General features: G+C 64.8%; 18 protein-coding genes. 7 read left to right on the top strand and 11 right to left on the bottom strand.

The annotated features are described in order from the left end of the window. The first annotated feature begins 466 nt into the window (after positions 1–466). Positions 467–1,255, top strand: a complete 789-nt coding sequence (locus C8J44_RS18820; RefSeq protein ID WP_259466893.1) for a thermonuclease family protein — start codon at positions 467–469, stop codon at positions 1,253–1,255. Here C8J44_RS18820 and C8J44_RS15470 read toward each other — a convergent pair. From C8J44_RS15470 to C8J44_RS15485, 5 genes are all read right to left on the bottom strand, one after another. Next, on the bottom strand, positions 1,242–1,706 hold the full coding sequence (locus tag C8J44_RS15470) for a hypothetical protein (RefSeq protein WP_147453215.1): 465 nt from the start codon (positions 1,704–1,706) through the stop codon (positions 1,242–1,244). The two genes, C8J44_RS18820 and C8J44_RS15470, sit on opposite strands and share 14 nt — an antisense overlap. 4 nt (positions 1,707–1,710) lie before the next feature. Further along, the gene (locus C8J44_RS15475; protein ID WP_121905201.1) at positions 1,711–2,259 is read right to left on the bottom strand and encodes a hypothetical protein; all 549 of its coding nucleotides are present in this window, start codon (positions 2,257–2,259) and stop codon (positions 1,711–1,713) included. A gap of 244 nt (positions 2,260–2,503) precedes the next feature. After that, positions 2,504–3,055 carry a hypothetical protein gene (locus tag C8J44_RS18325; RefSeq protein ID WP_147453216.1) on the bottom strand — a complete coding sequence of 184 codons (552 nt, stop codon included), beginning with the start codon at positions 3,053–3,055 and terminating at the stop codon, positions 2,504–2,506. Between the two features lie 4 nt (positions 3,056–3,059). Further along, positions 3,060–4,112 carry a ribonucleotide-diphosphate reductase subunit beta gene (locus C8J44_RS15480; RefSeq protein WP_056060836.1) on the bottom strand — a complete coding sequence of 351 codons (1,053 nt, stop codon included), beginning with the start codon at positions 4,110–4,112 and terminating at the stop codon, positions 3,060–3,062. Between the two features lie 60 nt (positions 4,113–4,172). Further along, complete coding sequence (locus tag C8J44_RS15485; RefSeq protein WP_121905202.1) at positions 4,173–4,376, bottom strand: hypothetical protein; 204 nt, start codon at positions 4,374–4,376, stop codon at positions 4,173–4,175. A gap of 56 nt (positions 4,377–4,432) precedes the next feature. Here C8J44_RS15485 and C8J44_RS15490 point away from each other — a divergent pair, with 56 nt between their 5' ends. Continuing rightward, positions 4,433–4,693, top strand: coding sequence for a DUF2171 domain-containing protein (locus tag C8J44_RS15490; protein ID WP_056055125.1), 261 nt, complete (start codon positions 4,433–4,435; stop codon positions 4,691–4,693). A gap of 139 nt (positions 4,694–4,832) precedes the next feature. Here the strand turns inward: C8J44_RS15490 and C8J44_RS15495 are convergent, their stop codons facing one another. The 3 genes from C8J44_RS15495 to C8J44_RS15505 all read right to left on the bottom strand — a co-directional run bounded on the left by C8J44_RS15495 (position 4,833) and on the right by C8J44_RS15505 (position 10,756). Next, positions 4,833–6,752: a ribonucleoside-diphosphate reductase subunit alpha gene (locus C8J44_RS15495; protein ID WP_056055128.1), complete on the bottom strand. Its 1,920-nt coding sequence runs from the start codon at positions 6,750–6,752 to the stop codon at positions 4,833–4,835. 410 nt (positions 6,753–7,162) lie between these two features. Further along, a complete protein-coding gene (locus C8J44_RS15500) occupies positions 7,163–7,879 on the bottom strand; it encodes a haloacid dehalogenase type II (RefSeq protein WP_056055130.1) in 717 nt (238 codons plus the stop codon). Positions 7,880–8,104: 225 nt separating this feature from the next. Then, positions 8,105–10,756, bottom strand: a complete 2,652-nt coding sequence (locus C8J44_RS15505; protein ID WP_183128802.1) for an EAL domain-containing protein — start codon at positions 10,754–10,756, stop codon at positions 8,105–8,107. 170 nt (positions 10,757–10,926) lie between these two features. Here C8J44_RS15505 and C8J44_RS15510 point away from each other — a divergent pair, with 170 nt between their 5' ends. Continuing rightward, positions 10,927–12,066: a Gfo/Idh/MocA family protein gene (locus C8J44_RS15510; protein ID WP_121905203.1), complete on the top strand. Its 1,140-nt coding sequence runs from the start codon at positions 10,927–10,929 to the stop codon at positions 12,064–12,066. A 5-nt stretch (positions 12,067–12,071) separates the two neighbouring features. Beyond that, the gene (locus C8J44_RS15515) at positions 12,072–12,656 is read left to right on the top strand and encodes a transcriptional regulator (protein ID WP_121905204.1); all 585 of its coding nucleotides are present in this window, start codon (positions 12,072–12,074) and stop codon (positions 12,654–12,656) included. Between the two features lie 260 nt (positions 12,657–12,916). On the opposite strand, the gene C8J44_RS15520 is transcribed toward C8J44_RS15515, so the two are convergent. From C8J44_RS15520 to C8J44_RS15530, 3 genes are read right to left on the bottom strand one after another with little or no spacing between them, the layout of a single operon-like run. Beyond that, a complete protein-coding gene (locus tag C8J44_RS15520; RefSeq protein ID WP_121905205.1) occupies positions 12,917–14,524 on the bottom strand; it encodes an efflux transporter outer membrane subunit in 1,608 nt (535 codons plus the stop codon). Then, positions 14,521–17,817, bottom strand: coding sequence for a multidrug efflux RND transporter permease subunit (locus C8J44_RS15525; protein ID WP_121905206.1), 3,297 nt, complete (start codon positions 17,815–17,817; stop codon positions 14,521–14,523). The genes C8J44_RS15520 and C8J44_RS15525 overlap by 4 nt, the downstream gene beginning before the upstream one ends. Before the next feature lie 6 nt (positions 17,818–17,823). Next, positions 17,824–19,050, bottom strand: a complete 1,227-nt coding sequence (locus tag C8J44_RS15530; RefSeq protein ID WP_259466894.1) for an efflux RND transporter periplasmic adaptor subunit — start codon at positions 19,048–19,050, stop codon at positions 17,824–17,826. Positions 19,051–19,582: 532 nt separating this feature from the next. On the opposite strand from C8J44_RS15530, the gene rpiA reads away from it, so the two are divergent. From rpiA to tal, 3 genes are all read left to right on the top strand, one after another. Beyond that, a complete protein-coding gene (rpiA, locus tag C8J44_RS15535; RefSeq protein WP_121905207.1) occupies positions 19,583–20,257 on the top strand; it encodes a ribose-5-phosphate isomerase RpiA in 675 nt (224 codons plus the stop codon). Between the two features lie 69 nt (positions 20,258–20,326). Continuing rightward, positions 20,327–22,417 (top strand): transketolase, encoded by a 2,091-nt coding sequence (gene tkt, locus C8J44_RS15540; RefSeq protein WP_121905208.1) that lies wholly within the window; start codon positions 20,327–20,329, stop codon positions 22,415–22,417. Beyond that, positions 22,417–23,541 carry a transaldolase gene (gene tal / locus C8J44_RS15545; RefSeq protein WP_056055156.1) on the top strand — a complete coding sequence of 375 codons (1,125 nt, stop codon included), beginning with the start codon at positions 22,417–22,419 and terminating at the stop codon, positions 23,539–23,541. Before tkt ends, tal begins: the two co-directional genes overlap by 1 nt. Positions 23,542–23,660: the final 119 nt, after the last annotated feature.

Here is a 23,660-nt window from a genome sequence, read left to right on the forward strand (position 1 = left end):
GCGAAGATCAGGGCCAGCCGGAGAGGGCGGCTGACCGGCGCGCTGTCGTCGCCGGCACCGTTCGCACACTGGACGTGGACCGTTGTCGAGCGGATGCACTGGGGGCGCAAGGCGTCATTTCCGGATCGCGACCGCGCTTCGACCCGATTTGCACGCGTCGTTCCCTTATGAAGCGTGGTGGCAGTTTCGCCATATACCTTCCTGCTTTGGAGAACAGCGGCTTCCCGCCTTGACGGCCGCTTTGGGCGGGCATGGCAAAGGGCGGGCGGGATGCTTGCGAAGCCATGAGGATTGATGTCGGATCGGTGTGGCGGGAGCGGTTTGCCGTCGGCGACGGACAGCGCGCGATGTTCACGATGCGTTCGCCTCGTTTCCGACTCCGCTCGGCGCATTGCGACGGGGGTGAGGGTGACATCCTCGCGCGCGCGCGTACGCGCGACGGACGATGGAGTATGTGTTTGATTTCATGCGGTTGCTCAGTGGCGATCGTGCCGGTGCCACGCGCCGCGGTGGCTCGGGCCGCAGTGCCGCGCCGGGGGTGCTGCTGCAGCTCCGCCTGGTGTTCTACGGCGTGCTGCTGGGGCTGATGATGCCGGTGATCCGCCAGATCGACTGGTCGGCGCTGGTACCGCCCGGATTGAAGATCGAATGGCCGACCGGGTTCGGCATCGCCTGGCCTGCGGGACATCTGCGCGTGCCGGGTGGCTGGGGTTGGGGTGCTGATGCTGCCAAGGCGGAGGCGTCGTCGGCTGCGGCGCCCGCTGCCGGCGCAGCGACCAATGCCGGTGCCGCCACCACCGCGACCGGCGCGCTCGCCACCGCGGCGGGTGTCGCCAGTGCGGCGTCGACCGTTGCGGCGGCGGCGTCCGCGCTGTCGGGGGGCAAGGCGGTCTCCGCGCGCTTCACGATCTGCGGCCACGCCAAGCGGATCGACTGCATGGTCGACGGCGACACGTTCTGGATGGCGGGCACCAAGATCCGCATCGCCGACATCGACACGCCGGAGACCCACCCGCCGCGCTGCGCCCGCGAAGCGCGGCTGGGGCAGGCGGCGACGCTGAAGATGCAGGCCCTGCTCAACGCCGGCCCCTTCACGCTGACCCCGATCAAGCGCGACGTCGACCGCTATGGCCGCAAACTGCGGATCGTTGATAGGGGCGGGGAGTCGCTGGGCGCGGTATTGGTCCGCCACGGACTCGCGCGGCGTTATGGCGGCGGCAAGCGGGCCGGGTGGTGCGCGGTCAGCCGGGTGTAAGCGTCAGCGGTATCTGGTCCGACCAGAGTTTGCCGGCCCACATGCTGCCGCCATCAAGCGAAAAGCACAATTGCCCTTGTCGATCGGTAATGTCGTCGAAGATCGCCACGTAGCTGGCCGGCGAAGAGGGGCGGGGCCGGCGTTGGACGCGACCATCGTCGCGAAGATAGCCTGCCCGCTGGGCCACGACCTCACTCGCCAAGGTGTCGCCGGTGCGGCAGTCCGACAACTTTGCTCTGATGAATCCGGCACGCTTGCGCTTCAGTATCGCCTCGATCGGGGTCGGTGTCGAGAAGATGACCACGATCCGTGGCGGTGCGGTAGTGCGACGAGCGTTCTCTACTCTCAGTCCGGAAATGGGTCCCCAAGGGAACAGCAAAGCGATTGCTATCACCAGCCCCGCCGCCAGCAATGCCAGCGCTACAGCTACGATACGTGCGACACGCGCCATGCGACTAGACGCCATGGCCGCCGAGCAGCGACTTTCCGCTGATACCGTTCGAGGTGGAAGTTCGCATCATTTGCGAGAACGCACCATGGGTCGCGTCCGCCGTCAAGGCATAGGTGGGAGCGCCCGGTTGGCCCGGTGCGGGTGGGGGCGGGTATTTGCCGCCAAGGCTTGCGATCGTATCGTCGGTTGAGCGATTCCCTACGGACGGTTCCGCTCGAACGTTTAGCCAGGTGAGGCAGCGTCCGCTGATCGTGGCCCAAGCAGGTCGAAACCGGCCGACCGGATCGATGCTGATCAACGTGTTGACTGGGCGCCCACGCTGGATTGCGGAAAATGCGGTATCAGCGCCGTAGCTATGACCGATCACTGTGATGAAGCTGCCCTTTGCAGCGTTTTCCAGTGTAGAAACGATTCCGCTACCGGCGGTCCAGCTGAAATACGGACATTGATACGTCGGATTGCTCTTGCGGTATTGCTCCGCATAGCTTTCTACGATGTGACTGAACCAGTCGTCGCCGCCACCTCCGATGAAGATCTTGTAAACGTCTGGCATCGTCGTCTTCTCCCATAAACGTGGTGCCGTAAGTGAGTTCAGCGAGTCAAGCTTCGGCTTGGCGGCCGAGTGCTAAATACGCGGGATCGGCGAGTGGTCGTGTCACTACGCTGTTGCGTGCGATCACATCGGCCGCGGATCAACTGGCAGTACGGTCGTTTAAAAAGCTCAACAGTAAAGTTGCGCTATCTTTCACCGAGGCCTGCGCCAGCGATTATCTCCAGCGGCAATAGGTTAATAGGCGCTAAGATTTCAATTTATCATGCTCATCGGCTTTTAGTATTAATTTCGAGAGTCCAAAGGCCTCTAATTTTCGATCGTCGTGACCCAAATCCTGACGAAACGCTTTGAGAAGACTTTCGACATTTCTAAACTGGTCTAATGGACTTTTGGGAGGGTTAATCACATTTCGCATAAACTGGTTATATTGATTTATCGTTCTTGCGCTCCCCCATACCATCAATCCTTTCGTTATATTATGCATTCGCTCTATCAGATCATCATCGCTATGCTCGATCCCTTTCTTTTGAGCCGAGAATATCTCAAAAAGAAAGTCAAAAAACTTTTGATAGGCTTCCCGTTTGTCGGAAAACTGTCTCGAATTTATCTCACGTGTCTGCTGACGAGAGTTATTAAATACAAACGTTAATACAGATACCGCCGCGGTCAAAACGCCAAGGCGGACGGTGGCTGGAGCGGCAATGAACAAATCAATCGAAACATGGCCAAGCCAAAAAATGGCCGCCAGTATTATTGCTGCGCCCGCATATCCAAGCCACCGCCCTACCTTGATCACCTGATTACTCTGCCGCAACCGAATCGCTGAACATATCCCGAACCTCGCTCAGGTCCACATTCGCGGCAGGCCCCTTCTTCGCGGTCTGGCGCTTGTCGAACGAGTCCCAGACGTCGTTCCACTGGCCCTTCGTCGCGGCCTTCGAATATTCGGTGGCGCGCTGTTCGAAGAAGTTGGCGTGCTCGACGCCGTTGAGCATCGGGGCGAGCCAGGGCAGCGGGTGCTCGTCGATCATGTAGATCGGCTTCAGGCCGAGCTGAGTCATGCGCCAGTCGGCGATGAAGCGGATGTACTTCTTGATCTCCTTGGGGGTCATGCCGTTGACCGGGCCCATCTCGAACGCGAGATCGATGAAATTGTCCTCGAGGCGGATCGTCGTCTGGCAGACGTCGGCGATGTCGTCCTTGACCGCCTTGGTCAGGCACTGGCGCTCCTGACAGAAGGTGTGGAACATCTTGATGATGCCCTCGCAGTGGAGGCTCTCGTCGCGGATCGACCAGGTGACGATCTGGCCCATGCCCTTCATCTTGTTGAAGCGCGGGAAGTTCATCAGCATCGCGAACGACGCGAACAGCTGGACGCCCTCGGTGAAGCCGCCGAACATGGCTAGCGTGCGGGCGATGTCCTCGTCGTTGTCGACGGTGAACTGCTGCATGTAGTCATGCTTTTCCTTCATCTCGGCATATTCGAGGAAGGCGCCGTACTCGCTCTCGGGCATGCCGATGGTGTCGAGCAGATGGCTGTAGGCGGCGATGTGGACCGTCTCCATGTTGCTGAACGAGGTCAGCATCATCTTGATCTCGGTCGGCTTGAACACGCGGCCATACTTTTCGTGGTAGCAATCCTGCACCTCGACGTCGGCCTGCGTGAAGAAGCGGAAGATCTGCGTGAGCAGGTTGCGCTCGTGGTCGCTGAGCTTCTGCGCCCAATCGCGGCAATCCTCGCCCAGGGGCACTTCCTCGGGGAGCCAGTGGAGCTGCTGCTGGCGCTTCCAGAACTCGAACGCCCAGGGGTATTCGAACGGCTTGTACTGCTTGGAGGCGTGAAGGAGGGACATGGTAGGCCTTTCGGAAGATGGGTTTTATAGCGGGAAACTGGTGGGATCAGGTCGCGTGTTTCATGTCTCGGTGCTCCACTGCCACATCGCGGCGGCGGACATCGCGAGGACGATCGCGCCCGAGGTGAGCATGATGCCGATCATGCGGAACGCGTAGGTCTGCGGTTCGGAGATGCTCGGGCTGCGCAAACGCAGCAGCATCGCGGTGCCGACGATTCCGAGCACGCCCGCGACCACGAACATGATAGCTGAACCATACGTCATGCGACCAACTCGCCCGGCGCGCGTTCAGCACCCGAACCCCAAACAGGAGAACGACCATGGTCGATGCAACCAAGATCCAGGAACATGCCGAAGTCATCGGCGCGGACGGCGTCCATGTCGGTACCGTCGACAAGGTCGAAGGCAACCGCATCAAGCTGACCAAGAAGGATTCGGGCGCGCAGGTCGTCGAGGGCACGGGCAGCCATGAAGGGCATCATCACTTCATCTCGCTCGGGCTGGTTGCGGATATCGAGGACGGCAAGGTCCGGCTTTCCGCCAACGCCGACGTGGCGGTGACGTTCGAAGAAGAGGCCTGACGCGCTGGCGGTGCGTTCGACACGCGCCGCATAGCTAGTCCGAGCCCCGGTCCGCTTCGCGCGGGCCGGGGTTTTTTGCGTCAGGCGCGCCCCGGTCCGTGATTGACGGGCCGGGGTCACGCTTGAACGCCGAGAGGCCTTACTGGCAGGCAAGGCACTCATCGTAATCCTTCGACTCGACGTCGATCTGGCGCAGGTCGATGGTGTTGTCCGCCTCGACGCCGCCGGCGAAGCCCGCGCGCTGGACCGACTTCGAACGGAGGTAATAGAGCGACTTGATGCCGAGCTCCCATGCGCGGAAGTGGAGCATCAGGAGGTCCCACTTTTCGACGTCGGCCGGGATGAACAGGTTCAGCGACTGCGCCTGGTCGATGTAGGGCGTGCGATCGGCGGCGAGTTCGAGCAGCCAGCGCTGGTCGATCTCGAACGACGTCTTGTAGCAGTCCTTTTCCTCGACCGAGAGGAAGTCGAGATGCTGGACCGAGCCGCCCTGCTCGAGGATCGAGTTCCACACCGCGTCGCTGTTCTTCGACTTCTCGCTCAGCATCTTTTCGAGATACGGATTCTTGATCGAGAAGCTGCCCGACAGCGTCTTGTGCGTGTAGATGTTCGCCGGGATCGGCTCGATGCACGCCGACGTGCCGCCGCAGATGATCGAGATCGACGCGGTCGGGGCAATCGCCATCTTGCAGCTGAAGCGCTCCATCGCGCCGACGTCGGCGGCATCGGGGCAGGGGCCGCGCTCGATCGCGAGCTGCATCGAGGCTTCGTTGGCCTGGCTGCTGATGTGCTTGAACATGCGCAGGTTCCACGACTTCGCCATCGCGCCCTCGAACGGGATGCCGCGTGCCTGGAGGAAGCTGTGGAAGCCCATCACGCCGAGCCCGACCGAGCGTTCGCGGCCCGCGCTGTAGGCGGCACGCTCCATGCCGGGTTCGTGGCGATCGATGTAATCCTGCAGCACGTTGTCGAGGAAGCGCATGACGTCCTCGATCAGGCCCTTCTCGTCCTTCCACTGATCCCACGTCTCGAGGTTCAGCGACGACAGGCAGCAGACCGCGGTCCGCTCGTTGCCGAGGTGATCCTTGCCGGTCGGCAGCGTGATCTCGGAGCACAGGTTCGAGGTCGAGACCTTGAGGCCGAGTTCGCGGTGATGCTTCGGCATCGCCTTGTTCACGTGATCGGCGAAGACGATGTACGGCTCGCCGGTCTGGAGGCGCGTCTCGACGAGCTTCTGGAACAGCGAGCGCGCGTCGACGGTGGCGCGGATCGCCTGGTCCTTCGGCGAGCGGAGATGCCATTCCTCGCCGTTGCGGACGGCTTCCATGAAGTCGTCGGTGATCAGCACGCCGTGGTGGAGGTTCAGTGCCTTGCGGTTGAAATCGCCCGAGGGTTTGCGGATCTCGAGGAATTCCTCGATCTCGGGGTGCGAGACGTCGAGATAGACCGCGGCCGAGCCACGGCGGAGCGAGCCCTGCGAGATGGCGAGCGTCAGCGAATCCATGACGCGGACGAACGGGATGATGCCGCTGGTCTTGCCGTTGAGGCCGACCGGCTCGCCGATGCCGCGGACGTTGCCCCAATAGGTGCCGATGCCGCCGCCGCGCGAGGCGAGCCAGACATTCTCGTTCCAGGTGTCGACGATGCCGCCGAGGCTGTCGGGGACCGAGTTGAGGTAGCACGAGATCGGCAGGCCGCGGCCGGTGCCGCCGTTCGACAGAACGGGGGTGGCGGGCATGAACCAGAGCTTCGAGATCGCGTCGTAGAGACGCTGTGCGTGACCGGCGTCATCGGCGTAGGCCGACGCAACGCGGACGAACAGGTCCTGATAGCTTTCGCCCGGGAGCAGGTAGCGATCCTTGAGCGTGTCCTTGCCGAATTCGGTCAGCAGCGCGTCGCGGCTGTGATCGACCTCGACCGGGTAGATCTGCGCGCGCACGGAGTGGCTGTCCTGCGCCTGGCGCGGGGCCTTCGGAGCCTCGGCTTCAGGCGTTGCGATGGTCTGTTCGATCGTGTTCGTGGTCATGTCGCTATCCCGGCTGCTGTCTCTGAAATCCATCGAAACCGCTCCTAGTGTTCTGTATTCGTTCGAATCGGCGTCATGTCACCATGCTACCATCGGACGCCCCCTAACGGGAGAACAAAAAGTGACCATCGCGGCGGTGGAAGGCGCGCTTACGGTCATATCGCATATGACTATGCGAGGGTTGTTCTACCAGCGATTGGGTCCGCCCCCGAACGCAACCCCAAGAGATTGTGCCAAAGCGCGAAGAGACGCAAGGGGGTGCGGGGATGGTCGGGGGCTCGGTTCGTCGTGTTCGGGTGCGGGTTGGGCGAGCGGGATATTCGCGACGCGTGGACTTCTGCGGGGTTCGCGAAGCGCAAGGGGGCGAAGCGGGAACGAAAATTTATTTAGAGCGGAAAGATGGCAAATGTTGCTCGCGGGATCTGCGCGCGCTGTCTGAGGCTCTAGGCTCCGACGAGGCGGTCGGCGAGCGCTGTAATGCTGGTGGCGGCATGATCCCAGTCCTGTGCCTGATCCGCGTCGGGTGCGGGGCGGCCGCCATATTCCATCGGCCGATCGATATACGCGGTCACCAACCCGCAGGCGCGCGCTGCGGCGAGGTCGCTGTGATGCGCGGCGACGAGGCAGAGTTCACCGGGATCGAGGCCGAGCAAGCGCGCGGTGGCCAGGTAGGCTTCGGGTAGCGGCTTGTAGACGCGGCTGACCTCGGCGCCGAGGATCGCATCCCAGGGGAGCGCCGCACGCCGCGCCATCTCGACCATCAGCGCGATGTTGCCGTTGCTGAGCGTGACGATCGGAAACCGCGTCTTGAGGCGGGTCAGGCCCTCGACCGAGTCAGGCCACGGATCGAGCCGGTGCCAGGCCTTGGTCAGATGCACCAGTGTCGCCTCGTCGATCGTTGTCGGATCGATCGCGTACTCACTCAGCAGATCCTCGAGCGCCTCTCGGTGGAGCGTGTCGAGGATGACGAACGGTCGCCGCCCGCTGCGGACCTGTTCGAGCGCTGGCTGATAGCGATGCCGCCAGCCGTCCGCGAAGCGATGCGGGTCGATATCGGATCGGCCGAGAGCTGCCAGAACTGGGCCTGCATCGCGCGCGATCCCCGAACGCCAGTCGACCACCGTGCCGAACACGTCGAAGGCCAAGGCTTTGATCGGCATGGGCAATCTCCTTCGGCACCTGTACCGTTCGACCCTGTATCCGTCATTCCCGTGCAGGCGGGAACCCATACGGGCATGCCTCGCGGTTAAAATGCTGGCGCTACAGAATATGGGTTCCCGCCTCCGCGGGGATGACGATGGGTTACATATCCGACGGCGACCGGCGCCGTTTCCTTCAAGGCATATGGGGCACCCGCAGTTCCGCCTTCGGGTTGCGCGGCCGGCTTACCCTGTCCGGCGCAGACGGAAGCCCTGCGTCTGGTTCAGCTTCGCGAGATTGAATGCTTCGTGAAACTCGATCCCGGCCTTGCCGTTATGCGCCCAGCGAATGCGCGCCGGCACCATCTGGTCCTCGACAAGTTCGATCAGCATTTCGAGACCGTCGGGATCGCCATCTACCGCGATGCCGTCGATCATCGCGCCCGAGGTCGAGATATCGCGGATGCGGACGTCGCCGCGGACGCCGTCGATCAGGATGCCGGCCGAGCGCAGCATCTTGGTTCGCGGCGCGCGACTGACCTTGAAGCCGCTCGGGGTGGCGATCCCGTTTTCCGCGGCCAACTGGAGCAACGCGTCCTCGGCGCTGACCGGGCGGCCATAGACATAGCCCTGGATGTGGCTGCACCCGAGGTCGCGGATCAGATCGATCTCGTCCTGGATCTCGACGCCTTCCGCCGTTGTCTCCATCCCGAGCGTGTCGGCGAGCGTGACGATCGCCTTGATGATCGCGGCGTTGCGATTGCCGGGTTCGGCGGCGCCCTTGACGAACGACTGGTCGATCTTGATCTTGTCGAACGGTGCGTTGCGCAGGTAGCCGAGCGACGAATAGCCGGTGCCGAAGTCGTCGAGCGCGAGCCGGACGCCGATGCCCTTCAGCGATTTGAACATCTGTTCGGACGAGCTGGTCTCGTCGAGGAAGACGCCCTCGGTGATCTCGAGTTCGAGGCGGTTGGCGGAAATCCCCGACTGGGCGAGCGCACTGGTGACGAGCGCGGGCAGGACCGGGTTGGCGAACTGGATCGGCGACACGTTGACCGCGACGCGGATGGCGTCGGGCCAGCGCGCGGCCTCGATACAGGCGGTGCGCAGGACCCATTCGCCGATCGCCTCGATCAGCCCGCACTCCTCGGCGACCGGTATGAAATCGGCGGGGGAGACCAGGCCGCGGGTCGGATGGTTCCAGCGGATGAGCGCCTCGTAACCGACCACCCGGGTCGTCTTCGTGTTGACGACGGGCTGGTAACAGAGGTGGAACGCGCCCGTCGCGACGGCGCTGCGCAGATCGTCTTCGAGCAGTTTGCGCGTCTTGGCGCCCGCGAGCATGTCGTCCGAAAAGAAGCGGTGGACGCCGCGGCCGTCGGCCTTGGCGGCATACAATGCCAGGTCGGCATTGCGGACGAGCGTTTCCGCATCGTTGCCGTCGCCGGGTGCGATCGCGATGCCGATCGAGCATCCGATCGTGACGGCAGTGCCGGCAACCGAATAGGGCTGCGACAAGGATGCGATCAGGTCGCGCGCCAATGCCGCCAACGTGTCGCGATTGTCCATGCTGGGCAGCACGACCTCGAACTCGTCGCCGCCCAGACGCCCGACCAGACCGGCATCGCCGACCCCGCGTTGCAGCCGTTGCGCGACCAGCTTGAGCAGCGCGTCGCCGGCCTGATGACCCAGCGTATCGTTGACCGCCTTGAACCGATCGAGATCGATCAACAGCAGCGACGTGGCGCGGTACGGCCCGGCCAGCTGCGCCAGCGTCTTGTCGAGCGACAGCCGCATCCGCTGGCGATTGGCGAGCCCGGTCAAGCCGTCGAACAGCGCCAGCCGCGTGATCTCGGCTTCGGACCTGCGCTTTTCGGTCAGGTCGCTGCCCGAGCCGATGAACCCCTGGAAGCGGCCGAGCTCGTCGACCACCGGGCGTCCTGAAATCGACCACCATTGCTCGCCGTCGGACGTCGCCGAACGGACCGAATAGTCGGAGAACGAGGTTCGCGATGCGATGTGGAAGGCCAGCGTGCGCTCGGTGCCGGGGGCATCGCTGTCCATCTTGAACAACCCGGTGAGCGGCTGGCCGATCGCGCCGCCGGCAAGACCCAGATCGTCGACGACCTTGGCCGACAGATAGGTGATCTTGCCCTGACGATCGGCTTCCCAGAACCAGCCGGTGCCTTCGCCCTCGAACTCGGCGATCATCCGGACCGCGAGATCGCCGGCGCCGGCCTGTTCGGCGCGATCGAGTTCGCGATCATGGTCGACCTGTGCAAGCTTGCGGGTGACGACCGCGAGACCGACGAGGCCCAGCAGCGCCATGACGAGCGCAACGCCCGGCCCGGTCAGCGCCGCCACCGCGAGGACCGCGCCGACACCGAAGCCGAGGGTCGCCGCGCGGACCGCGTGGATGCTCACCGCGGAGACGAGGATCGTCCCGGCGACCGCCGTGAAACAGGCGATCTGGAGCGGGCCTGTCGGCATCCGCATGGTGGTCCAGAGCAGCGACGCCAGCAGCGCCGACATCGCGACGACGCCGAGCGTGATCATCCGGTTGCGCCGGAACGGGCGCCATCGCCGCAGCGCCGGGACGCGCAGCGCGCACAATAGCGCGACCGACACCGTGGCGACGACCGCCACGTGGATCCCGACGAGCGAAGCGAACGCGGCTAACCCGGCGCTGGCCGGTGCGCAGACGCACATGGCGATCAGGATCGCGCCCGCGACCACCTGCATCGCCAGCGTATACGGCCACACGGCGGCGACCTGATCGATCTTGCGATCCTGCAATGCGGCGATCTGTTCGCGCGTCTCCTCTGCCAGACCGAACAGCGCGGTCGCGGGCGCTCGATCTCGGGCGCGGCGATCGGCAACGGGGAGGGGAGCATACATAGACCCGGTATGGCGTGGATACCTTGCCGAGATGGTCTTCGATCTAGGTTAACGAACCATTCTCGATCAGCGCCGGACCGCCGCCAACCGTAGGCCGATGTGAGGGCGATGGGATAGCTATCGCGGCTGCCGCGTTGAGCGGGGGACTTCCAGCATCACGAGGTATCCCCATGAATACGGTTTCGACGATCGCGTCCGCGCTCGGTCTCGGCAAGAAGAAGGTCCGTTATGCGATCGTCGGGCTCGGCGACATCTCGCAGGCGTCGATGATGCCCGGCGTCGCGCATACCGGCAATTCGGAGATTGCGGCGCTCGTTACAGACGATCCGGTCAAGGCGCGCGAGCTTGGCAAGACATACGGCGTCGAGGCGACCTATCGCTACGACCAGTTCGACGAGTTGCTCGCCTCGGGGCTGATCGACGCGGTCTATCTCGGGACGCCGAACTGGCGCCATGCCGAGTTTGCGATTCCCGCGCTGAAGGCGGGAATCCACGTGCTGTCGGAGAAGCCGTTGGAGATTTCGGTCGAGAAGGCCGAGGCGATCCGCGATGCCGAGCGCGCGTCGTCGGCCAAGCTGATGACCGCGTACCGGCTGCATTTCGAGCCGTCGACGCTCGACGCGATCCGCCGCATCCGGGCCGGTGAACTCGGCGAGCTGATCGCGTTCACTTCGTGCTTCACGCAGAAGGTCGATCCGGCTAACCACCGCGTGAAGAACGGGGTCATTGCCGGGCCGCTGTTCGACATGGGTCCGTATCCGATCAACGCGACGCGCTATCTGTTCGGGGCGGAGCCGACCGAAGTGGTCTCGGCTGTCGCGATGCGGCATCCCGATTTGGGGCTGGGCGATCTCGACGATACGTTCGCGGTGACGTTGCGCTTTCCCGGCGATCGGCTGGCGCAGTTCACCGTCTCCTACGCGGCCAACAACGTCGACAGCCTGACGATCTCGGGCACCCAGGGCAGCATCCACATGGACCCGGCTTACGGCTTCGGCGATGCGATGGAGCAGCGCGTGACGATCGGCGAAAAGAAGAGCCATGAGAGCTTCAAGCCGACCGACCAGTTCGGCGGCGAGATGCGCTATTTCTCCGACTGTATCCTCGAAGATCGCGATCCCGAGCCCGATGCGGAGGAGGGGCTTGCCGATCTTCGCGTCATCGAGGGTGTGCTGGAGGCGCTGAAGACGCGGGGGCCGGTGACGTTGCCGCCGTTCGTGCGCTCGCGGCGGATTTCGGGGGACCAGGAGCAGACCTTGTCGCCGATCAAGGAGCCCAAGCTCGTCAACGCCGCCAGCCCGACCGGCTGAGCGGCATGCTCGCCTTCCTCGATTTCGAAGCGTCGTCGCTGGGGAAGGCGAGCTATCCGATCGAGGTGGCGTGGGTGTTCGAGGACGGTACGTCGGAGAACCACCTGATCAAGCCTGCGCCCGATTGGACCGACTGGGATCCGGCGGCGCAGGCTATCCACCGGATCGAACGGCGGGTTTTGGAGGAGGAGGGCGAGGATCACGTGGTCGTGGCGACGCGGATGGTCGAGGCGCTGGCGGGACATGACCTGCTGGCGAGTGCGCCGTCCTGGGATGGCAAATGGCTGAGCGCGTTGTTGCGTGCCGGCGGGCAGCCCCGGCGTGTGCTGCGGTTGCGCGATAGCGACGAGGCGCAACTGGAGGCGGCGCGGGCGTGCTTGGCGGATGTTGCGCCGGCGGCAGTGCGGGAGGCCCTGGCGCGGGAAGTGGTCGGCGCGGTGTCGCAGCGGCGGAATGGGCGGGTGCCGGATCATCGGGCGCTGGCCGATGCGGTGGCGGAGCGCGAGCAGTGGCTGGAGGTGCAGGCTGAGGCGCAGAGGCGGGCGACGTTGTGGACCTCTACTACCGTGGAAGCTGCGGACCCGACCTAAGCTTGTTTCCCCGCGAAGGCGCGGACCCAGACTGGGCTCCCGCCTTCGCGGGAGAACAAGGAGGGGGTTGCTACGATTATCAGGACCATTACGCCACCCCGGCGAAGGCCGGGGCCCAGTTGGGGAACGTTGCTAACGAAGCGCGGTCCGTCGTTACTGCGACCTTTCCAACTGGGCCCCGGCCTCCGCCGGGGAGGTGGCAGTTGGTCGAGGGCAACGAGGCCCGACGGGCGCCGGTACCTCTACGCGATACCCTTGCGTCAATTCGTCTCAGCTCGCGGTGCGCCGCTCATCGCCACCGGCTGCGGTCCGCCTGCGGTGGCCTCCAGCGTCGAGTCTCCACCGAGGACGCGGTACAGCGTCACGCGGTTGCTCGCGCCGACGAGTTGCGTCGCGACGAGGTTACGCTGCGCCGTGTACAGCGAGCGCTGCGCGTCGAGCGAGTTGAGGAAGGTGTCGATCCCGCCGCGATAGCGCGCGTCGGACAGGCGGTAGGTATCGAGGGCCGCTTCGGAGAAGTTCTGGTTTGCCTTCAACTGGTCCGCGATCGTGCCCTGGCGTGCGAGTGCGTCGGCGGTCTCCTGGAACGCGGTCTGGATCGTCTTCTCATAGGTGGCGAGTGCGGCGTCGCGTTGCGCCTTCGAATAGGCGACCCCGGCGATCCCGGCGCCGGCGCGGAAAATCGGATAGCTGACCGAGGGCGCGACCGAGTAATTGAACGCACCGCCGCTGAACAGCGAGGTGAGCGACGTGCTGGCAAACCCGAGGATGCCGGTGAGCGAAATCTTCGGGAACAGTTCCGCACGCGCCGCGCCGATCTCGGCGTTCGTGGCGCGGAGCTGGTATTCGGATTCGACGACGTCCGGTCGGCGCAGGAGGATGCTGCTGTCGAGCCCGGCCGGCAGCGTGGCGACGGTCGGCAGCGCCTGTTCGATCGAGGCGGGCAACAGGCTGGCATCGACCGGCGCGCCGACGAGCAGTTGCAGCGCGTTGACGTCCTGCGCGAGCGCGGTGCGTTGCTGCGCGAGGTCGGATTGCGCGGTGAACAGGATCTGCTGCGCCTGACGGAGATCGGTGCGTGGGGCGACGCCGCCGCGCAGCCGCGCGTTGGTCAGCGTGACGCTGCGCTGCGAACTCGACACCGTGTCCTGCGCGATCTTGAGCAGGCTCTGGTCCGACGCGTAGGTGAGCCATGCATCGGCAATGTCGCCGACCAGCGTCAGGCGGGTGGCGCGCGCGGCGGCTTCGGTCGCGAAATAGCGGTCGAGCGCGGCGCTGGTGAGCGAGCGGATGCGACCGAAGAGGTCGAGCTCGAACGCGGTGGTGCCGAGGTCGACCGAGAAGGCGCTGTTCGAGCTCGACGAGCTGACGACCGATCCGGTGCCCGTACCTGTCCCGCCTGTACCGACGCCGCCCGTGCCTGTGCCGGTCCCAGTGTTGCCGGTACCCGTTCCAGTTCCGGTCCCGGTATTGCCACCCGTTCCCGTACCGCCCGTTCCGCTCGTAACGGTGTTGCGGGTACCTCTGCCGCCGCCGGAATAACTGTAGCGGCCGCTGGCATCGACCTGCGGCAACAGGTCGGCGCGCTGGATGCGGTATTGCGCGCGGGTCGACGCGATGTTGGCGGCGGCGACGCGGAGATCGCGGTTGTTGGCGAGCGCCTGGACGATGATCTGCTGGAGTCGCGAGTCCTTGAAGACGTCGCGGTAGGTGATCGCGGGAAGCGTCGCCTCTGACTGGCGCAGATACGCGTCGCCGACCGGAAGCGACGGCGGCACGGGGAGTTCGGTTCGCGCGTATTTCGGCGCGAGCGAGCAGCCGCCGAGTGCGGTCGAAGCGGCGAGGATCAGGACTAGCGAGCGCATCATGCGGGCTCCGGCCGGTGAGGGCCCTGTGGTTCGGGTGGTTCGAGCGGTTCGTTGTGATCGCCATCGGATCCATGGCCGTCATGGCCGTGGTCGTCGTCATGGCCCTGGAAGCCTGTCGGCTTGCCCCGCAGCTTGGCGATGCCGTCGCGTGCGCCGCGGCGGACGAGGACGAAGAACAGCGGGATGTAGAAAATGGCCAGGATCGTCGCGGTCAGCATGCCGCCGACCACCGCGGTCCCGATCGCGATGCGGCTGTTCGCACCGGCACCGGTCGATAGGGCCAGCGGCAACACGCCGAGGATGAACGCGAACGACGTCATCAGGATCGGGCGCAACCGGATCTTCGCCGCAGACAGTGCCGCCTCGATGACCCGCTTGCCCTTCCTCTCCTCCTGTTCGGCGAACTCGATCATCAGGATCGCGTTCTTCGCGGCAAGACCCATCGTCGTGAGCAGGCCGATCTGGAGATACACGTCGTTGATGAGGCCCCGCAGCGTCACTGCGAGGATCGCGCCGACGAGGCCCAATGGGATTACCAGCAGCACCGCGATCGGAATCGACCAGCTTTCGTACAGCGCGGCGAGGCACAGGAACACGACCAGCAGCGACAAGCCGTAGAGGAACGGCGCCTGACCCGAGGACAGGCGTTCCTGATACGACAGGCCGGACCAGGCGATCGAGGTGCCGGGGATCTGGCCGGCGAGCTGCGCGATCTTCTCCATCGCGTCGCCGGAACTGACGCCGGGCGCGCCCGAGCCCTGGATCTCGTACGACGCGATGCCGTTGAACCGCGACATCGTCGTCGGGGCCTGGCCCCAACTCGTCTTCGCGAACGACGAGAACGGCGCCATCTGGCCGTTGGATCCGCGCACGAACCATTGGCTCAGGTCGGAGGGCTGCGCACGGAACTGCGCGTCGCCCTGGACATAGACGCGCTTCACACGGCCACGGTCGATGAAGTCGTTGACGTACTGGCCACCCCAGGCGGTCGACAGCGTCGAGTTCACGTTCGCCTGCGTCAGCCCGAGCGTCGACAGCTTCTGCTGGTTGGTGTCGACGTGCAGCGTCGCGACATCGGGCAGTTCGGTGAGGCGGATCGCGGTCAGCGACGAATCCGCACGCGCGAGCGCGAGCAGCTTGTCGCGCGCGGCATTGAACTCGGTCTGGCTGAGGCTGCCGCTGTTCTGCAACTCCATCGTGAAGCCGTTCGACGAACCGAGACCGCGGACCGCCGGCGGCACGAGCGAATAGACCTGTGCGTCACGGAAGCCGGCGAACGCCTTCGACGCACGACCGGTGATCGCGTCGGCGGTGTTTTCCTTGCCCTTGCGATCGTCCCACGGTGCGAACGCGATGAAGCCCTGGCCCGTGTTCTGGCCGCTCGCGCCGCCACCGCCGCCACCGCTGACGGTGAACATCGTGCGGACGTTGGCCTTCTCGTTGGTGTAGTAATATTGCTCGATCTGCTTTTGCAACGCGAAGGTGCGGCCTTGCGTGGCGCCGGCGGGCAACTGGAACTGGACGATACCCGAGCCCTGGTCCTCGGTCGGCAGGAAGCCCGTCGGCAGTCGCAGGAACAGCACCGCGAGTACCGCGACGACCACAGCATAAATGAGCAGGAACAGCCACTTGCGGTCGATCACCGACTGGACCGCACTCGTGTATTTCTGCGTGCCCTTTTCGAACCCGCTGTTGAACTTGTCGCCCGCGCGCGTGAAAAAGTGCGCGACCTTGGGGAATTTGCGTTCGCCCCAGCTCTTCTCGTGATTGCCGTCGGCGTCCTTCTGCTTCTGCTTGAGCAGCGTCGCAGTGAGGGCGGGGGAGAGGATCAGCGCGACCAGCACCGACAGGACCATCGCCGACACCATCGTCAGCGAGAACTGGCGGTAGATCACGCCGGTCGAGCCGCCGAAGAACGCCATCGGTAGGAACACCGCCGACAGCACCAGCGCGATCGCAACCAGCGCGACGGTGATCTCGTTCATCGATTCGATTGTCGCCTCCCGAGGCGTCATCTCGGGATTTTCCTCCATCAAGCGCTCGACGTTCTCGACCACGACGATCGCGTCGTCGACCAGCAAGCCGATCGCGAGCACGAGTCCGAACAGCGTCAACGTGTTGATCGAGAAGCCGGCGAGATAGAACACGCCGAACGTGCCGAGCAGCACGACCGGCACGGCGATCGTCGGGATCAACGTCGCGCGCCAGCTTTGCAGGAACACGAACATCACGATGACGACGAGGATGACGGCCTCGATCAGCGTCTTGACGACCTCGTCGATCGACAGCTTGATGAAGTCGGTGGTGTCGTTGGCGTAGGCGAATTTCAGGCCGGGTGGGAAGCTCTTGGCGGACTTGGCGACGAACGCCTTGACCAGCTCGGCGGTCTTGAGCGCATCGGCGCCGGGCGCGAGCAGCACCGCGATACCGGCGCCGGGATGCGCGTTGACGCGGCTGCGCGCATTGTAGTTCTCCGCGCCCAGTTCGATCCGGGCAACGTCGCGCAGCTTGACCACGGCGCTGTCGTTGGTCGTCTTCAGGATGATGTTGGCGAACTGCTCAGGCGTCTGGAGGCGCGACTGCGCGGTGACGGTCGCGTTGAGCATCTGCGTGTCGGGCTGGGGCTGGCCACCGAGTTCGCCGGCGGCGACTTCGGTGTTCTGCGCCTGGATCGCGGTCGTCACGTCGCTCGGGATCAGCTGATAACTCGCGAGCTTGTTCGGGTTCAGCCAGATCCGCATCGCGTATTGCGCGCCGAACACGTTGCTGTCGCCGATGCCGGGAATACGGCCGAGCGGGTCCTGCAGGTTCGAGACGAGGTAGTCGGAGACGTCCTGGTTGGTCAGCTTGTCGGTCTCGTCATAGACGCCGACGATCAGGAGGTTGTCCGGGTTCGACTTGCGCACCACGAGGCCCTGCTGCTGGACCTGCGTGGGGAGGCGGGACAGCGTCTGCTGGACCTGGTTCTGGACCTGGACCTGCGCGATGTCGGGATCGGTGCCCTTCTCGAACGTCACGGTGATCGTCACCGACCCGCGCGACGACGAGGACGAGCTGAAATAGATCAGCCCGTCGATGCCGGTCAGCGACTGCTCGACGACCTGCGTGACGCTGTTCTGGATGGTCTGGGCGTTCGCGCCAGGGAAGGTCGCGCGGACGGTCACCTGCGGCGGCGCGACGTCGGGGTACTGCGCGATCGGCAGGCTCATGATCGCGCCGATGCCGCCAAGCATCACGATGATCGCGAGCACCCAGGCGAAGATCGGGCGATCGATGAAGACACGGGACAACATAAGGGCTTAGCCGGCCTTTTTCTGGCTGGAGTCGCCACCGGAGGAGTCATCCTTGGGCGCTTCGATCTTCTGCGCGGTGTTTTCCGGCACCGGCTTCACGCCCTGGTTCGGCGCGATCTTCGACAGGCCTTGCGTGATGATCCTGTCGCCGGGATTGAGCCCGCTGGTGACGACCCAGAACGCGCCCTGCGTGCGGTCCGCCTTGATCTTCTTCTGCACCGCCTTGTTGTTCGCATCGACGACATAGACCGTTGCATTGCCCTTTGCATCGCGCGAGACGCCCGCCTGCGGGACGAGGAACGCGCGCTGGTTGATCGCCTGCGCGAACTTGGCCTGGACGAACATGCCGGGCAGCAGCAGCCCCTGTGGATTGGGGAAGCGCGCGCGCAGCGTCACGGTGCCGGTCTCGGTGTTGACCAGCGCTTCGGCGAACTCGACAGTGCCGGTCGCGCCGTATTCGCTGCCGTCCTCGAGCGTCAGGCGGACTTCGGCGCGGGTCGCGACGATGCCGTTCTGGCCGAGCGAGCGGCGTAGCGCGAGCAGATCCCCGGATGACTGCTGGATATCGACGAACATCGGATCGAGCCGCTGGATCTGCGCGAGCGGATCGGTCTGTGTCGCGGAGACGAGCGCGCCGACGGTGAACAGCGAGCGGCCGATGCGCCCGGTGATCGGGGCGGGTACCGTCGTGAACTTGAGGTTGATCTGCGCGGTTTCGAGCGCCGCGCGGGTCTGCGCGACCGAGGCAGTGGCCTGGCGCGAGGTGGCGACCGCGTTGGTGTAATCCTGTTTGCTGATCGCCTCCATCTCGGCGAGCGGCTTGTAGCGCTGCGCGAGGATGGTCTGCGCCTGCTGGTTGGCGCGTGCGCTCTGGAGGTTGGCCTGCGCTTCGTTGGCGGCGGCGCGGTAGAGGCGCGGGTCGATCTCGTAGAGCGGCTGGCCCTTCTTGACGAGCGTACCCTCGGTGAAGAACCGCCGGCGGATGATGCCGGTAACCTGGGGGCGGACGTCCGAGCTTTCGAACGCGGTGGTGCGGCCGCTGAGTTCGGTGGTCATCGCGACGCTGGTCGGCTGGACGACGACATAGCCGACGGTCGGCGTGCCCTGGCCCGGCTGGCCGCCGCGGCCTGCCTTGCCCTGGGCCTTGTCGCCGCCGCCGGAACAGGCCGCGAGCGCCAGTGCCGGCACCAGCAGAATGGCGCACCGCCGCGCAGAAATTCGTGTGGCTATCAAGTTTGGTAATCCGCGATCAGGTGTTGGTCGGGCTAAACCACGAGGATGTACCAGAAGTATGTCAGTTGAAAAGCGGGGGTGAGAAATAGGGAAGAAAGAGTAACCTGTTTCGCTGCTGAGGGATGTTTCTGCCTTCGCTGCCGAAGAGATTGTTTCCCCGCGAAGGCGGGGATCCAGACTGGGCTCCCGCCTTCGCGGGAGAACAAGGAAGGGCTTACTCCCGCATCCACACGCACCACCGTGTATCCACTGCACCACCCCGGCGGAGGCCGGGGTCCAATTGGAGAGGCCGTGGTAGCGAGGGACGGCGCTTCGTTAGCAACGTTCCCCAATTGGGCCCCGGCCTCCGCCGGGGTGGTGGGTGGGGGGGCTCGCCCCCTTGCGCGCATCCCGTCATCCTGACGAAAGTCAGGATCCAGAGTTGCGAGGGGATCGTTTGTGGCTCTGGGTCCTGACTTTCGTCAGGATGACGAGTGGTTCGCCATGGCAACGCGTGGTTCGTCAGGATGACGAGTATTTTGGGGCAGCGGCGATGATCGATGACGACAAGAAGGCCGCCGCGGTTGCTGCGGTGGCGGAAGTTCGAGATGGGATGCTGGTCGGACTTGGGACCGGATCTACCGCCGCGTTCGCGATCCGGACGCTTGGCGAGCGGGTCGCCCTGGGGCTGCAGATCCGCGCCGTCGTCACCTCCGAAGCTTCCGGCAAGCTCGCCCGCGAGCTCGGCATCGAGATTCTCGACTTTGCCGCCATCGCCCAGGTCGACCTCACGATCGACGGCGCGGACGAGATCGACGCCCGCTGTTTCGCGATCAAGGGCGCAGGGGGGGCGATGTTGCGGGAGAAGATCGTCGCCGCAAGCTCGGCACGGATGGTCGTGATCGCGGATGGCTCCAAGCGTGTCGACCGGATCGGCGCGGCCAAGCTGCCGGTCGAGGTGCTGCCCTTCGCCAGCGCGTATGTTATGCGCGCCCTCACGGATACCGGCGCTGCGCCCGTCATCCGCCACAACTACCGGACGGACCAAGGCAATCTCGTCGTCGACTGCCACTTCGCGACCCTCGAAGATCCCCGCGCAACCGCCACCACGCTCGCCGCGATCCCCGGTATTCTCGGCCACGGGCTGTTCCTCGACGAGGTCGATGCCGCGTATATTGCAACGAGCGGCGTCGTTACGCGACTGGAACGGACGGGTGCATCCGACTAAAGGCATCCTATGTTGGCAACCAGATCGGATGCGCGGCGTTCGGTCACCGTCTAGAGCGAGGCTTCTTCCATGACCGATACCGCAACCGCCCCCACCAAGGCGGACCCTATGCTGCACGAGGACGGCTCCCCCGAGCGTCTGGCGATCGATACCATCCGCACGCTGTCGATGGACGCGGTGCAGAAGGCCAATTCGGGCCATCCCGGCACGCCGATGGCGCTCGCGCCGGTCGGCTACACGCTCTGGTCGAAGTTCCTGCGCTACGATCCCAAGCACGCCGACTGGCCCAACCGCGACCGCTTCGTGCTGTCGGTCGGCCATGCGTCGATGCTGCTCTATTCGCTGATCCACCTCGCCAAGATCGAAGAGATCGACGCCGAGGGTAACAAGACCGGCAAGGAGGCCGTCAGCCTCGCCGACATCGAGCAGTTCCGCCAGCTGTCGTCGAAAACCCCCGGTCACCCGGAATATCGTCACACCACCGGCGTCGAGACCACGACGGGTCCGCTCGGCCAGGGTTGCGGCAATTCGGTCGGCATGGCGATCGCCGAGCGCTGGCTCGCGGCGCGCTACAACAGGGACGGCTTCACGCTGTTCGACCATGACGTCTACACGATCTGTGGCGACGGCGACATGATGGAGGGCGTCTCGGCCGAGGCGGCGAGCCTCGCCGGCCACCTCAAGCTCAGCAACCTGTGCTGGATCTACGACAGCAACCACATCTCGATCGAGGGCGCGACCGATCTCGCATTCGACGAGGATGTCGGCCTGCGCTTCGACGCCTATGGCTGGAACGTCATCCACATCGACGACGCGAACGACACTGCTGCGCTGAGCCGCGCGATCGAGACGTTCAAGGCGACCACCGACAAGCCGACCTTCATCGTCGTGCATTCGGTGATCGGTTACGGCAGCCCCAAGGCGGGTAGCGAGAAGGCGCACGGTGAGCCGCTCGGCGAGGAGAATATCCGCCTCACCAAGCAGGCGTATGGCTGGCCCGAGGACAAGTCGTTCTACGTGCCGGACGGCGTGATCGAGCATTTTAACGGTGCCATCGCCGAGCGTGGCGCCAAGCTGCGCGACGAATGGGTCGCGCTGACCGACAAGTATCGCGGTGCCTATCCAGAGCTTTCCGCGGAACTCGATCTGCTGCTCAAGGACGAGCTGCCCGAGGGCTGGGATGCCGACATCCCGACCTTCGAGGCGGACGCCAAGGGCGTCGCCAGCCGTGATTCGGGCGGCAAGGTGCTCAACGCGATCGCGGCGAAGGTGCCGTGGCTGATCGGTGGTTCGGCCGATCTCGCGCCGTCGACCAAGACCGACATCAAGGGCCAGCCCTCGTTCGAGGCGGAGAATTACGCCGGCCGGAACTTCCATTTCGGCATCCGCGAACACGGCATGGGCGCGATCGTCAACGGCATGGCGCTGTCGCACCTGCGCTCCTACGGCTCCACCTTCCTGGTGTTCGCCGACTATATGCGCGCGCCGGTGCGCCTGTCGGCGATCATGGAGGTCGGCGCGATCTGGGTGTTCACGCACGATTCGATCGGCGTCGGCGAGGACGGCCCGACGCATCAGCCGATCGAGCATCTTGCCACGCTGCGCGCGATTCCCGGCCTCGACACGATCCGTCCGAGCGACGCGAACGAAGTCGTCGCGGCATGGAAGGCGGTCCTGAAGGACGCCAGCACGCCCGCCGCGCTGATCATGTCGCGCCAGGCTTTGCCGACGCTCGACCGGACCAAGTACGCAAGCGCCGATGGGCTCGAAAAGGGCGGCTATGTCCTCGCGGATAGCGACGGCACGCCCGACGTGATCCTGATCGCGACCGGCAGCGAAGTGTCGCTGGTCGTCGAGGCGCACGAGAAGCTGACCGCGGACGGTGTGAAGAGCCGGGTCGTGTCGATGCCGAGCTGGTATCGCTACGAACTGCAGGATGCCGCGTACAAGGAAAGCGTGCTGCCGCGCGAAGTGCGGGCGCGCGTTGCGGTCGAGATGGCCGGGTCGATCGGTTGGGACCGCTATGTCGGGCTCGACGGCGCGACCGTGACGATGTCGACGTTCGGGGCTTCGGCACCGCTCGCCAAGCTGCAGGACAAGTTCGGGTTCACCGTCGACAATGTCGTCAAGGTCGCCCGCCAAGTGATGGAGACCAAGTGATGGGTGCGCTCAACGATCTCGAAGGCTTCGGCCAGGCGGTATGGCTCGATTTCGTCGACCGGAAGTTCCTGGAGGCCGGTGGTCTCCAGAAGCTCGTCGACGAGGACGGACTGACCGGCGTCACGTCGAACCCGTCGATCTTCGAAAAGGCGATGGGTCACGGCGATGCCTATGACTCGACGCTGGCCGAATACGACAAGCAGCATGCCGGCGCGGCGACGATCGACCGTTACGAGCATCTGGCCATTCAGGACATCAAGGCGGCGGCAGAGACGCTGAAGCCGGTCTACGACAAGCTCGACGCCAAGGACGGCTATGTCAGCCTCGAGGTGTCGCCGTATATCTCGGACGATACCGACGCGACGATCGCCGAGGCGAAGAAGCTTTGGGCTGCGGTCGACCGGCCGAACCTGATGATCAAGATCCCGGGTACGCTTGCGGGCGGTCCGGCGATCTCGTCGACGATCGCTAGCGGCATCAACGTCAACGTCACGCTGCTGTTCGCGCTCGACGCGTATATCCGCGTTGCCGAGGCCTATGCCGCAGGGCTTGAGGAGCGCGTCAAGCAGGGGCAGCCGATCGACAAGATCGCCAGCGTCGCCAGCTTCTTCGTGAGCCGGATCGACTCGTCGATCGACAAGGAGATCGATGCACGCCTCGAGAAGGGCGATGCCGAGGCCGAGGCGCTCAAGGCGGTGCGCGGCAAGGTCGCGATCGCCAACGCGAAGATGGCGTATCAATGGTATCTCGACTTCCTGAAGTCGGATCGCTGGCAGGCGCTTGCCGCCAAGGGCGCGCAGCCGCAGCGTCTGCTGTGGGCGTCGACCGGGGTGAAGGATCCGAGCTATCCCGACACGCTCTACATCGACACGCTGATCGGCAAGGATACGGTCAACACGATGCCGCCAAAGACGATGGACGCGTTCCGCGACCACGGCACCGCGGCGGAGACGATCACGCAGGACGTCGAGGGTGCGAAGCATATTCTGGCGGAAGCCGAGCGGCTTGGGCTCGACCTCGACGGCGTGACCGGCAAGCTGGTCGAAGAGGGCGTCGCGTCGTTCGTCAAGGCGTTCGACGACCTGCTCGGCTCGATCGCCAAGAAGCAGCCCGCGACGGCCTAACAAACTGCTCCCTCTCCCCTTCGGGGAGAGGGCCGGGGTGAGGGGCTGCCACATGCGCCCCCGCCTGGAACTGCCCCTCACCCCGACCCTCTCCCCGGAGGGGAGAGGGAGAAGACAAG

The sequence above is a fragment of the Sphingomonas sp. PP-CE-3A-406 genome (assembly GCF_003688625.1).
In the GTDB taxonomy this organism is placed as follows: domain Bacteria; phylum Pseudomonadota; class Alphaproteobacteria; order Sphingomonadales; family Sphingomonadaceae; genus Sphingomonas.